Source organism: Paenibacillus naphthalenovorans, from assembly GCF_001465255.1.
Classification (GTDB): Bacteria; Bacillota; Bacilli; order Paenibacillales; family NBRC-103111; genus Paenibacillus_G; species Paenibacillus_G naphthalenovorans.
The window spans coordinates 2,330,855-2,343,835 of record NZ_CP013652.1 but is presented as its reverse complement, the minus strand read 5'-3'; the positions used below and the strand labels follow the sequence as shown (position 1 = coordinate 2,343,835).

14 protein-coding genes are annotated in these 12,981 nt (G+C 50.7%); all 14 read left to right on the top strand.

Annotated elements, in window-relative coordinates; translation table 11 throughout:
• The first annotated feature begins 65 nt into the window (after positions 1–65).
• The 14 genes from amaP (at position 66) to spo0A (ending at position 12,942) form a co-directional block, all read left to right on the top strand.
• Positions 66–626: an alkaline shock response membrane anchor protein AmaP gene (amaP, locus tag IJ22_RS11715; protein WP_054817756.1), complete on the top strand. Its 561-nt coding sequence runs from the start codon at positions 66–68 to the stop codon at positions 624–626.
• A 15-nt stretch (positions 627–641) separates the two neighbouring features.
• A complete protein-coding gene (locus IJ22_RS11710) occupies positions 642–881 on the top strand; it encodes a DUF2273 domain-containing protein (RefSeq protein WP_062408934.1) in 240 nt (79 codons plus the stop codon).
• Positions 882–950: 69 nt separating this feature from the next.
• A complete protein-coding gene (gene nusB / locus IJ22_RS11705) occupies positions 951–1,409 on the top strand; it encodes a transcription antitermination factor NusB (RefSeq protein WP_054817758.1) in 459 nt (152 codons plus the stop codon).
• A 24-nt stretch (positions 1,410–1,433) separates the two neighbouring features.
• Positions 1,434–2,300, top strand: a complete 867-nt coding sequence (gene folD / locus IJ22_RS11700; RefSeq protein WP_062410961.1) for a bifunctional methylenetetrahydrofolate dehydrogenase/methenyltetrahydrofolate cyclohydrolase FolD — start codon at positions 1,434–1,436, stop codon at positions 2,298–2,300.
• A gap of 6 nt (positions 2,301–2,306) precedes the next feature.
• On the top strand, positions 2,307–3,683 hold the full coding sequence (gene xseA, locus IJ22_RS11695; RefSeq protein WP_062408933.1) for an exodeoxyribonuclease VII large subunit: 1,377 nt from the start codon (positions 2,307–2,309) through the stop codon (positions 3,681–3,683).
• Positions 3,658–3,915, top strand: coding sequence for an exodeoxyribonuclease VII small subunit (gene xseB / locus IJ22_RS11690; RefSeq protein ID WP_054817759.1), 258 nt, complete (start codon positions 3,658–3,660; stop codon positions 3,913–3,915). Before xseA ends, xseB begins: the two co-directional genes overlap by 26 nt.
• On the top strand, positions 3,915–4,820 hold the full coding sequence (locus tag IJ22_RS11685; protein WP_418007118.1) for a polyprenyl synthetase family protein: 906 nt from the start codon (positions 3,915–3,917) through the stop codon (positions 4,818–4,820). Before xseB ends, IJ22_RS11685 begins: the two co-directional genes overlap by 1 nt.
• Positions 4,821–4,931: 111 nt before the next feature.
• Positions 4,932–6,818 (top strand): 1-deoxy-D-xylulose-5-phosphate synthase, encoded by a 1,887-nt coding sequence (gene dxs / locus IJ22_RS11680; RefSeq protein ID WP_062408931.1) that lies wholly within the window; start codon positions 4,932–4,934, stop codon positions 6,816–6,818.
• A gap of 17 nt (positions 6,819–6,835) precedes the next feature.
• Positions 6,836–7,678: a TlyA family RNA methyltransferase gene (locus IJ22_RS11675; protein ID WP_062408930.1), complete on the top strand. Its 843-nt coding sequence runs from the start codon at positions 6,836–6,838 to the stop codon at positions 7,676–7,678.
• A gap of 70 nt (positions 7,679–7,748) precedes the next feature.
• Positions 7,749–8,216, top strand: coding sequence for a hypothetical protein (locus IJ22_RS11670; protein WP_062408929.1), 468 nt, complete (start codon positions 7,749–7,751; stop codon positions 8,214–8,216).
• Between the two features lie 29 nt (positions 8,217–8,245).
• The gene (gene ahrC / locus IJ22_RS11665; RefSeq protein WP_054817786.1) at positions 8,246–8,695 is read left to right on the top strand and encodes a transcriptional regulator AhrC/ArgR; all 450 of its coding nucleotides are present in this window, start codon (positions 8,246–8,248) and stop codon (positions 8,693–8,695) included.
• A gap of 20 nt (positions 8,696–8,715) precedes the next feature.
• Positions 8,716–10,416 (top strand): DNA repair protein RecN, encoded by a 1,701-nt coding sequence (gene recN / locus IJ22_RS11660; RefSeq protein WP_062408928.1) that lies wholly within the window; start codon positions 8,716–8,718, stop codon positions 10,414–10,416.
• Between the two features lie 137 nt (positions 10,417–10,553).
• Complete coding sequence (gene spoIVB, locus IJ22_RS11655; RefSeq protein ID WP_201023633.1) at positions 10,554–11,897, top strand: SpoIVB peptidase; 1,344 nt, start codon at positions 10,554–10,556, stop codon at positions 11,895–11,897.
• Positions 11,898–12,138: 241 nt separating this feature from the next.
• Positions 12,139–12,942, top strand: a complete 804-nt coding sequence (spo0A, locus tag IJ22_RS11650) for a sporulation transcription factor Spo0A (RefSeq protein WP_054817761.1) — start codon at positions 12,139–12,141, stop codon at positions 12,940–12,942.
• The last annotated feature ends 39 nt before the right edge of the window (positions 12,943–12,981 follow it).

The window sequence follows — 12,981 nt, the reverse complement described above, 5'->3', positions numbered from 1 at the left end:
CCGGTTGAACCCCCAAACCTATCGTCTGGGGGTTTCCGCCATATTTTCGGAAGGAGTCGGAATACGTGGTAAAAGTGCTCGACAGACTGCTGCTGCTGCTTTTCAGCGGCATTATATTTATTGCCTCCGTCGTCCTATTGTTCTTAGCCTTCGGACTCATTCCTTTAACCGCTGCGGAAAATTTTGTCCACGACATATATTATGATATGGACACGGCGGTCATATTCATCCCGGTTACCATAGCGGTTTTTCTGATCAGTATCCGTTTTCTTTATCTGGCGGTTCGGCGGGGGAAGTCGGATGTACCTTCGATAGATCAGAGAACCGATTTCGGGGATATCCGCATATCGCTCGATACGGTGGAGAATCTGGCGCTTAAAGCGGCGGGCCGCACCCGGGGCGTGAAGGATTTGCGTTCGCGTGTCAAAGTCAATCAAGCGGGGCTTGAGTTTGTGATCCGCGTCATTGTTGACGGCGAAAGCTCCATTCCGGCGCTGACGGAAGAGATTCAGGGCAATGTCAAGAATCACATTGAAGACATTACGGGTATTCCGGTTGCACATGTGACTGTGTTTGTAGCGAATATCCAGCAATCGTCCCCCACCTTCAAAAGTCGAGTGGAATAGAGGTGAGCTTCCCGGATGTGGATGCAAATATGGGAACAGCTGCGGGAAAAGCACAGGGGCAAAACCTTTGGCGTCCTTGCCGGAGGCGTCTTGGGGATAATATATTTGTTCTTTGGCTTGTGGCGTATGTTAATCTTTGTCTTGATCGTATATACTGGTTATTATATAGGGAAAAAGCTGGACCGGAACGAGCCGGTATTTCCCATAGAAGACACTTGGCGCTGGCTAATGGACAAATGGAGATTGTTCCGCTAAAATCCTTGGGATAGCCTGAGGATTTTTTTAATGATCCTTTAAGTGACCAACAGGAGGTTTTATTGGTTAATGAGACGAAGATTGGCAAGGGAGCTTGCGCTGCAAAGTCTGTATCAAATCGAGATGAACGAAGTCACATCCGGTGACGCCATCGCTCATGTCGTTGAAGAGGCAAGAGGAGAAGATGAAGCGCAGCTGACACGGGAGCGCGATCAAATATCGCCGGCGGAAGTGCAGGAGCTTGTGGAAGGCACCACACAGCATAAGCAGCAAATCGACAGCTTGCTGTCGGATTATTTAAAAGGCTGGCAAATGGACAGGCTGTCCAGGGTTGATCGTGAAATATTGAGGCTCGCCGCGTACGAAATGATTTACAAGGAAGACGTGCCGCCGAAGGTAGTCGTGAACGAGGCAATCGAGATGGCCAAGAATTTCGGGACGGAGGAATCGGGGAAATTCGTCAATGGCGTGCTCGGTAAGATGATCAAGGATTTGGAGAAGCTTCGGGAACAGACGCCGAAGGTCTGAAAAATGGAAAGGGGAACGGCTTACATGTCCGCACAAGTAATTAATGGTAAAGAGATCGTGAGCGCTTATCGCGCGCAAATCAAAGAGCAGGTTGAACGGCTTGTACAGCAGGGCGTTCGCCCGGGGCTGGCCGTGGTCATCGTTGGAGACGATCCGGCATCGCACGTGTACGTCCGCAATAAAGCGAAAGCCTGCGAAGAAGCGGGAATGCACTCCGAGGTGTACAAGCTTGCCGAACAAACGCCTGAGGCGGAAGTGCTCGCTTTGATTGCCAGACTGAACGAGGATTCCGCTATTCACGGTATCCTTGTACAATCGCCTTTGCCGAAGCACATTTCGGAAGAACGTGTAGTGGAAGCGATCGCAGTGGAGAAGGACGTCGACTGCTTTCATCCGGTCAATGTCGGCAACCTGATGATCGGTAAAGAAGGACCGGCTCCTTGTACGCCTGCAGGCGTCATCGAGATTTTGAAGAAGATCGGCGTAGATATCGCCGGCAAGCATGCTGTCGTTGTAGGCCGGAGCAATATCGTCGGCAAGCCGATGGCGATCCTTCTGCTCAGGGAGAACGCAACCGTCACCCTTTGCCATTCGCGCACAAAGAATTTGGAGGAGATTACACGTCAGGCGGATATCCTTGTGGCGGCGGTCGGCAAAGCCAAAATGATCAACCGCAGCCATATCAAACCGGGCGCTGTCGTGATCGACGTGGGCATTAACCGGCTCGACAACGGAAAGCTGGCGGGAGACGTTGATTTTGACGATGTGCTGGATACGGCAAGCTACGTGACGCCTGTTCCGGGATGCGTCGGGCCGATGACGATTACCATTCTTCTTCGCAATACGCTTGAAGCGGCACAGCGGGCGGCAGGCGCGCATGCCGCTTTGTGATCCGTTATGAAGGATAAACAAGTTTATTCCATCAAGGATTTGAACCGGCTTGTCAAAATGTTGCTTGAGGGGAATGACCGTCTGCAGAACGTATGGGTCAGGGGAGAAATCTCCAACTTTACGCATCATACCAGCGGGCATATGTATTTTTCGCTAAAGGATGCAGACAGCCGGTTAAAATGTATTATGTTCGCTTCGTATAATCAGAAGCTTGCTTTTATTCCGAGGGAAGGCGCCAAAGTGCTTGCCTGCGGAAACATCTCGGTTTACGAACGGGACGGGCAGTATCAGTTTTACGTTACGCAAATGCAGCCGGACGGGATCGGCAGCCTGTTTATGGCTTTCGAGCAGCTGAAGAAAAAGCTGGAAGCCGAAGGGTTGTTCGCTCCGGCCGCAAAGAAGCCTATCCCCCGATTTCCGAAGGCGATCGGTGTCATCACGTCTCCAACCGGAGCAGCGGTTCGCGACATTATCACCACGCTGCAGCGCCGCCATCCGTCCGTGCCTGTTCTCTTATATCCTGTATTGGTCCAGGGAAAGCAGGCGGCCCCATCGATCGTGAAAGCCATCCGGGACATGAATGAAATGAACGAAGTGGATGTTTTGATTGTCGGCCGCGGTGGGGGGTCCCTGGAGGAGCTATGGGCATTTAATGAGGAAATCGTTGCGCGGGCCATCCATGCCTCGGTGCTGCCGGTCATCTCTGCCGTAGGGCATGAGACCGACTTCACGATCGCCGACTTTGCAGCCGACCTGCGGGCGGCGACACCCACGGCCGCTGCCGAGCTTGCCGTGCCGCATCATTTGGAACTCATGCAGCAGATCGGCTTTTATAAGCAGCAGCTTTACGGGGGGCTGGCCAAACAGCTCGAACGCAGCAAAGAAAAGCTTAAGCGGCTGCAGCGTTCGCCCTATTTGACGAACCCCAGACGGCAGCTGCTGCAGCAGCCGGCAGAGAGGCTCGACCGGGTTCGGGAGCAGCTCGGCTACAAGATCCGCAGCCGGGTGACGAAATCGGGGGAACGTCTGATGCGTTCCGAACGCCGGCTGGCATCTTTCAATCCGAAGGAGCAAATCGTTTATACGCGCAAGCGCCTGGATTCCTCAACCCGGCAGCTGCGGCAGGCCATGCAGGGTGTGCTGAAGGGAAAGCAGCAGGAACTGATGGCCGGCATTCGTCAGCTCGACGCGCTCAGCCCTTTGAAAATCATGCAGCGCGGCTACAGTTTAGTGTATGATGAGAAGGAAAAGCATTTGATTAAATCGATAGACCAGGTCCAAATCGGTGATATTTTGAAGCTTAGGCTGAAGGACGGCCGTATCGATTGTCATGTTTGGTCAATGGAGGAGAAAGTCGATGACAAATCAGGAAGCGATGCCTAGCTTTGAGCAAGCCATGGATCAGCTTGAGCGCATTGTGGCACAGCTGGAGAGCGGAGACGTTCCGCTGGAGCAAGCGATCGAGCTGTTCCAGGAAGGGATGAAGCTGTCGCAATTGTGCAGCAGCAAGCTGGAACAGGTGGAAAGGAAAATCGAGGTCCTGCTTGAGCAAGATGGCGGCATGGTCAAAAAGCCGTTTCAAGCGGACGAAGGCGATAAAGGGGATACCCGATGATTGAACCGCTAAACGGGATAGACACGTATATTAAAGAAAAAGTACTGCTTATCGAGCAAGAGCTGAAGACATCGATTCCTTCCCAGTGGAGCATCCCTGCTCCTTTGCGCGAAGCGATGATGTATTCCTTGATGGCCGGGGGCAAGCGGCTTCGTCCGATTCTTGTGCTCGCGGCAGCGGAAGCGCTTGACGCCGATTCGACTGCCGCCATGCCGGCGGCTTTGGCCGTTGAGATGATTCACACGTATTCTCTGATTCACGACGATTTGCCGGCAATGGATGACGACGATTACCGCCGCGGCAAACTGACGAATCATAAAGTGTTTGGCGAAGCGATGGCCATTCTTGCCGGTGACGCCCTGCTGACCCATGCCTTTCACATGATTGTTCAATCGGCAAGAAAGCATGGAATTTCGGGAGAAACGATTGCGGATATCGTAGAAGATCTTTCACGTCTGGCTGGCGCTCCGGGCATGGTGGGCGGTCAAGCTGCGGACATGCTGGGAGAGCAGGGGGTCACTCGGCTGGAAGAGCTGGAATATATCCATTTGCATAAAACAAGCGATTTGATCGTATTTTCCTTAAAAGCAGGCGGTCGAATCGCCGGCGCAAGCGATAAACAGCTGGCTGCGCTCGAGCATTTCGGCACCTGCATCGGCCTCGCTTTTCAAATTCAGGACGATATTCTGGATTTGATCGGGGACGAACAGAAGCTGGGTAAACCGGTACAGAGCGATGTGAAACAGCAGAAAGTAACCTACCCTTATTTTATCGGGATCGAAGCCTCCAAAGCCAAGGTGGAGGAACTGACCCGAAAAGCCAAGCAATCGATTGTACAAGCGGGGTTTCCAAAGCCTGAGAGGCTTTTGCAGCTTGCCGATTTCTTGATGAAGCGGGATCATTAATTGAACATGATTGATTTGAGCACGGGACTTCTCCTGTGCTATACTTCATGATATCAAGGCAACGTCTCGGCATTGGATTGACTATTTTACCATGGAAAGCGGGGAACAAGCGTGCTGCTCAATCAAATTCATCAGCCTGAGGACCTGAAGGGTCTTACAGTAGAACAGCTGGAGCAAGTGGCAGCGGAAACAAGAAAGTTTCTGATCGAAAAGCTTTCGGCTACCGGCGGTCACCTCGCGCCCAACCTTGGTGTTGTCGAGTTAACGATTGCTCTGCACTATTTGTTTGATAGTCCGAAAGATAAATTCATATTCGATGTGGGGCATCAATCCTACGTTCACAAAATATTGACTGGACGCAAGGATAAGTTCGATACGCTGCGTAAATACAAGGGCCTTTGCGGTTTTGTGAAGCGTTCCGAGAGTGAGCATGACGTATGGGAAGCCGGTCACAGCAGTACGTCCTTATCCGCTGCGATGGGGATGGCGGTAGCCCGCGATCTTAACGGAGAATCGAATCGCGTCATTACGATCATCGGCGACGGGGCTCTTACCGGAGGGATGGCGTTAGAAGCGCTGAACCATATCGGGCACGAGAAAAGAAAGCTGATGGTCATTCTGAACGATAATGAAATGTCCATCGCCCCGAATGTCGGCGCGCTGCATAACTATTTGGGGCGCATCCGTTCAGACCGTCATTATGTTAAAGCCAAGGAAGAATTCGAGCATCTGATCAAAAAAATTCCGGCGATTGGCGGGACTCTGGCCAAAACGGCGGAACGTTTAAAGGATTCCTTCAAATATTTAGTCGTTCCGGGGGTATGGTTTGAGGAGCTCGGCTTTACGTACCTTGGACCAGTGGACGGCCATAATCTGCCGCTGCTCTTGGAAGCCTTGAAGCAAGCGGACAAAGTAAACGGCCCCGTACTCGTTCACGTCATTACGCTCAAGGGGAAGGGATACTCTCCTGCCGAAGCGGATTCGCACAAATGGCACGGGATTACTCCGTACAAGATTGAATCCGGTCAAGTGCTCAAATCCGTCGGGCCGCCTATGTATACAGAAGTGTTCGGCGAAACCTTGATCGAGCTTGCGCGTCAAGACAAGCGAATCGTAGCGATTACGCCGGCCATGCCGGGAGGCTCGGGTTTGCTTGAGTTTGCCAAATTATTTCCGGACCGCATGTACGATGTCGGCATTGCGGAGCAGCATGCGGCCACCTTCTCGGCAGGCTTGGCCAGCCTTGGCTTGAAGCCGGTATTTGCGGTTTACTCCACCTTCCTGCAGCGGGCCTATGACCAGGTTGTGCACGACATTTGCCGGGCAAACCTGAATGTCGTCTTTGCGATTGACCGCGCGGGTTTCGTTGGGCCGGATGGAGAAACCCATCAGGGGGTTTATGATATCGCCTACCTGCGCAGCATTCCGAATATGGTCCTGATGATGCCGAAGGACGAGAACGAGCTGCGGCACATGATGAAAACGGCGATTGATTATGATGACGGGCCGATTGCCGTACGCTACCCGCGGGTTAACGGCTTGGGCGTATCCACGGATGAGCCTGTGAGTCCGATTCCGATCGGCACGTGGGAAGTTTTGCGGCAGGGAAAGGATGCAGCGATTTTGGCCGTCGGACCGATGATTCCGCTTGCGCTTGAAGCGGCAGAGCAGCTTGCCAAGGAAGGTATTCAGGTTCGGGTCGTCAATGCCCGGTTTATCAAGCCGATGGACGAAGCTGTGCTGATGCAGCTCGCGAAGGAAGATATCCCGGTCGTCACGCTCGAGGAAGGCGCCCAAATGGGCGGTTTCGGAAGCGGCGTGCTTGAGTATTATTCTCTGAATAATATATACGGCATGCGGATAAAGCTGATCGGCGTTCCCGATTATTTCGTGGAGCATGGCTCTGTGAAGGAACAGCGTCAAGAAGTGGGATTGACGGCAGAACGGCTGATAACCGAGCTGCAATCGCTCGTCCCGCGCAAAAAACAGCGGGCGTAAGATGTAAGGAGCTATTCATGGCAGCAGACAAAGCGGATAAAGAACGGCTCGACCTCCTGCTGGTCGAGCGCGGTTTGTTTGAAACAAGAGAAAAAGCGAAAGCGGCGATTATGGCCGGCCTGGTGCTTGTGGAGGATGAGCCGGTGGATAAAGCCGGCACGAAAATCCCGCGCTCATCCAGAATTGTCGTCAAAGGGGCGGTGCATCCTTACGTAAGCCGCGGCGGATTGAAGCTGGAAAAAGCGCTTCGGACTTTCAATATTAATCTTCAGGGTATCACTGTGCTGGATATTGGCGCGTCTACCGGCGGCTTTACGGACTGTGCGCTTCAGCATGGCGCAGCTCACGTATATGCCGTCGATGTGGGCTACAATCAATTGGATTGGTCGCTTCGCAAAGACCCGCGCGTCAGCGTAATGGAACGGACGAATTTCCGTTACATACAGCCGGAGGATTTAAAGGGACCGGTGCCCGCCTTTGCCAGCATCGATGTGTCGTTCATTTCCCTAAAGCTTATTTTGCCACCGCTAAAAAAACTGCTTGCCCCTTCGGGTCAGGTGGTTGCATTGGTGAAGCCGCAGTTTGAGGCAGGCAGAGAGAAGGTAGGCAAATCCGGAGTGGTAAGGGAGCCGGAAACACACCGGGAAGTGCTGCAAACGGTTCTTCAGTTTGCACAGGAAATTGGATTTGCCGTGAAGGGTATTACTTTCTCCCCGATTAAGGGAGGAGAAGGAAATATCGAGTTTTTAGCGTATTTGACCCAAACCCATACGGACGAGCCCGGATGGTCCGGTTCCGAATTGGAACAGCGCATCCGCGAGGTTGTTGAAGAGTCGCAAAGCATGCAGAGCTCATCTTAATGGATGAGTTTTTTGCCTTTTTAGAGGATTATGAAGGCGGATTCTCGAATAGTAATTTCGAGGTGATTCCATGCAAAAGGGTGACGGAACGGTCGTTGTGCTGATCATAGCAGTGCTCGCCATATGGGCTTTCTATTATATACGGGGAAAAATGCGGGAGACTGTGGATAATGCTTCGCCTTTCGATTTTCTGATTGATGAGGAATTGCCTGATGACGATGCGACGCGTTTGCTGGAAGAGAACGGTTATGAAGTCATAAGCGGCAAAAAGCGCATTCCCATTGAAATCTCAGTAAACGATGGGGAAATGCTGCACAGCCGATTGTTTATAGATTATATGGCTTCGAAGAATGGCCTGTACTATACGGTCAAGCTGGCTAAGGACCGGAAGCCGGTGGAGTGGACGGGAAGCTCGATACGTGAACGGCTGCTGGTGTACCAGCTTGTGTATCCGAACACGGCCGGTGTATTATATGTGGACTTGCAGCAGCGGAAGGTTCATTGCTTTGTGTTCGCTGTGCAGCTGTACGATGAATAATATATAATATACGCAGCAGGGAGGATACCATGAAAGCCCAACGACATATCAAGATTCGTGAAATCGTTACAAATAACGAGATTGAAACCCAGGATGAGCTGGTGGAGCAGCTTCGAACCGCCGGGTTTCACGTAACGCAAGCAACGATTTCCCGGGACATTAAGGAATTGCATTTAATGAAAGTTCCTCTCGATGACGGGAGATACAAGTATTCGGTGCCTGCCGATCAGCGTTATAATCCGATGCAGCGGCTTCGCAGGGCGCTCAACGATCATTTTGTACATATCGATCATACCGAAAATCTGGTGGTGCTAAAGAGCTTGCCGGGCACAGCCAATGCCATTGGAGCTCTCATTGACAGCCTGGAATGGAACGAGATTATGGGAACGATCTGCGGCGACGATACCATTCTGATTATATGCCGTACGAAAGACCAAAGCGCGCATGTGGTCAATCAAATTCTTGGAATGCTCGGATGAAGCCAAAAGAGGTGTGAACCATGCTGCTGGAAATGTCCATCCGCCATCTGGCGGTGATAGAACATGTTGAATTGCACTGCAAAAACGGTTTTCATGTTTTGACAGGGGAGACGGGAGCGGGGAAGTCGATTATTATCGATGCGCTGAGCCTGATTGCAGGCGGCAGAACCTCTTCCGATCTGGTGCGCTACGGGAGCGACAAAGCTACTATTGAGGCGATGTTCGGAATAGAGCCCGGCCATCCGGTGTGGGCCGTTCTGGAGCGGTTGGGAATAGAAGCGGACCCGGAAGAGCATCTTATCATACGCAGAGAAATTACGGCGCAAGGCAAAAGCACTAGCCGCATTAACGGACAGCTCGTCAATCTGGCCATGCTGAAGGAAGTCGGCGAATGGCTCGTGAACATTCACGGGCAGCATGAGCATCAGTCCTTGTTTAAGGTGGAGGAGCATCTCCGCTGGCTCGATCTGTTCGGAGAAGCGGAGATTGCCCCTGCCAGACAGGCCTATCAAGAAGCTTATGATGCTTATCAAACCATACGCAAGCAAGTGAGAGAGCTGCAGGATACGAGCAAGCAAAATTTGCAGATGATGGACTTGTACCGTTTTCAGGTTGAGGAAATCCGAGCCGCCCAATTAAAACCGGGTGAGGATGAGGCATTGGCAGAGGAAAAACAAAAGCTGGGAAACGCGGAGAAACTGTATTCGAACGCGGCCGACGCTTATGATCTTCTCTATGGCGGAGGCAAAGGGCTTGACTCGGTGCGCCGCGCCATGCAGAAGCTTCAGGATATTGCCGGGCTGGACCCGGCTAAGCTTCAATCTATTGCCGAACAGGTACAGAGTTCCTATTATCAGCTTGAGGATGCGGCCTATCAAATCAGGGATTACCGGGACGAGGTGGAATTCAACCCGTCTCGTCTTGATTTTATCGAACAAAGACTGGATACAATATCGTCTCTTAGGAGAAAATATGGAGATACCGTATCCGACATTTTGGCTTATGGGGACAAAATTGCGCATGAGCTGGATCTCATCGAGAATAAAGATGAGAAGCTAATGCAGCTGGAAAAGCAGGAACAAGCGGCATTTGCGGCCCTTCAGCGGTTGGCGGACGATTTGACCGGCCTAAGAAAAAGCGTAGCTGATCGCCTTTCGGCGGAGATTGTAGCGGAGCTGCGTGAGCTTCATATGGAGAGGACGCAGTTTCAAGTGCATTTCGCACCGGTGGAAGGGAGAAAGCTGACAAGAGACGGTGCCGATCAAGTCGAATTTCTGATTTCGGCGAATCCCGGAGAGCCGCTTCGCTCTTTAAGCAAAATCGCTTCCGGCGGTGAAATATCGAGGGTTATGCTGGCGTTGAAATCGATATTTGCCCGGGTGGACCGGATACCGGTTCTCGTCTTTGATGAGGTGGATACCGGGGTAAGCGGACGAGCGGCTCAGGCGATTGCTGAGAAAATGTCCAAGCTGTCGCAGAGCTGTCAAGTGTTCTCGATCACCCATTTGCCGCAGGTGGCCTGTATGGCGGACGCGCATTACCGTATACACAAAACAACGGATGGCGACCGGACATATACGAATGTAGACGACCTGGGTACTGACGAGAGGATTCATGAACTGGCGCGGATGCTGGGCGGAGTAGAGGTCACGGAGAAGACGCTCCAGCACGCACAGGAAATGCTTGCCTTGGCAAATGATAAAAAGGCAAGGATGGTCTAACGGGGGTGGCACCATTTTGGTGTTATAAAAGAAATGGGCGGGGGTTACCTTAAAGGTACACATCAGCGGTATTTGAATCATGTTGGTGTACAGGATAAGATGCCGCTATGCAGAGGAAGCAAGGGAGCGTGAGCGAATTGAGTTCCAACCAGAGAAAAAGATTGATTGGATTACTGCTCGTCCTCTTCGTTTGTTGGGGGAGCTTAACCACCCCTTTCCGCAGCTTTGCCTCATTCCCCGAGGAGCTTCGACTTTTTACCGGACAACAAGCCCATTTACAGCTATCCATGCCGGTGAATGCACAGTTGACCATTAATCATCCGGAAATATTAAAAGTGAACGGAACCGCCGAGCACTCATTTCAAGTGGATCTTCATTATCCTATTTCTTTACAATCCTACAAAGCCGGACAAGCGGAAATGAAGCTGAAATTGTTTGGCAAAATCCCGCTCAAAACGGTAAAGGTCAATGTCGTACCCGATCTCAAAGTCATACCAGGCGGGCAAACCATCGGCGTAAAACTGAAGTCGGCGGGCATTATGGTGGTGGGTCATCACCTCGTAGCCGTTGCGGAGGATAAAAAGACGTCGCCGGGCGAAGAAGCGAAAGTCCAGCTTGGAGATTTGATCGTCAAAATGGACGGTAAACCCGTAAACGATGTGAGCAAGGTAGCTGAGCTTGTCAAGGCGGCGGGTGAAAGTAAAAAACCCATTTCTTTAACGATTTTACGCGGTGATCAGACGTTGGAAATTCCAATTACTCCTGCCTACGATCTGCTGGATAATGCATACCGGCTGGGACTGTATATTCGTGATTCCGCAGCGGGCGTCGGTACGCTGACATTCTATGCCCCGGATCAAGGCGTGTATGGCGCCCTGGGGCATATCATTACTGACATGGATACACAAACGCCGATTGTGGTAGGTAATGGAGAGATCGTTCATTCCAATGTGACCTCCATCTCCAAAAGCCAAAATGGCGAACCCGGTGAAAAAAGAGCCCAGTTTTCCAGAGAAAGCAAGGCAATTGGCAATATTGAGAAAAACACGCAATTCGGCATTTTCGGCAAGATGTACGAAGCTCCTTCCCACAGTCTGAGCGATAAGGTGCTTCCGGTAGCCTTTGCGGAGGAAGTCAAAGAAGGTCCTGCACAAATTTATACCGTGATCGGAGGCCAAAAAGTCGAGAAATTCGATATTGAAGTCATCCATGTGGCCAAACAAGAGTACCCTGCAACCAAAGGAATGGTCATCAAAATTACCGACAGCCGTCTTCTGGAAAAAACGGGGGGAATTGTTCAAGGCATGAGCGGCAGTCCGATCGTTCAAAACGGCAAGGTCATTGGTGCGGTCACCCATGTATTTGTTAATGATCCGACAAGCGGCTATGGTTGTTTTATCGAATGGATGCTGCAGGATGCAGGCATTATGCTCCGGTCAACGGGAAATCAGGAAGGAACAAAAGCAATGAAGGCGAGCTAAATCGCCTTCATTTTTTTTACCTGAACGAAGAAAGGATAGTTGGTGCGAATTCAGATATAGAAAATAAAGTGTTTGTCGAAAAATGTATAATAATGAATTAAATTATTTATTATAAAATAAAACTGATAAAAAATCCACAAAAATAATATTCGACAGAAGGAATTTTAAAGTGTGTGTCGAAATCATATTATTAGGTAAATAATGCTAACGTAATTGTCGCAAATGAAGGGAGAGCTTTCTGTTGCAAACTATTGAAGTTCTTTTAGCGGATGATAACCGTGAATTCACCAATTTATTATCTGAATTTATCGATGATCAGGAGGATATGAGGGTAACGGGTGTAGCCTATAACGGAAACGATGTTATTCGTTTAATCGAGCAAAGCCCCAAAGTTCCGGATGTGCTGATTCTGGATATTATCATGCCGCATTTGGATGGTCTGGGTGTGCTTGAGAAACTCCGTGAAAGGGATTTAAATCCACAGCCTAAAATTATTATGCTCACTGCTTTTGGCCAAGAGAATATTACGCAGAAAGCGGTTCAGCTTGGCGCCTCTTATTACATTTTGAAGCCTTTCGACATGGAGATTCTGACGAACCGCATTCGTCAATTGGTGGGCCCTAACCAAACGATGTCGATGATGTCATCTTCAATGCAAGCGAAAGCCAATATCGTTCATTTGCCAAAAGCGAAAAATCTGGATGCCAACATTACCTCGATTATTCACGAAATCGGTGTTCCTGCCCACATCAAAGGATACCAATATTTGCGTGAAGCCATTACAATGGTGTACAACAATATTGAAATTCTCGGGGCCATCACCAAAACGCTGTATCCTGCGATTGCCGAGAAATACAAAACCACGCCGAGCCGCGTCGAACGCGCGATTCGCCACGCGATTGAGGTCGCATGGACGCGCGGCAATATCGAGAGCATTAGCCATTTGTTTGGCTACACGATCAATATCTCCAAAGCAAAGCCGACCAACAGCGAATTCATCGCGATGGTGGCGGATAAGCTGCGGATCGAGCATAAGGTTTCTTGAAAGGGTAAGGATTAACTGGAATAGTTGGTTACTGCCATT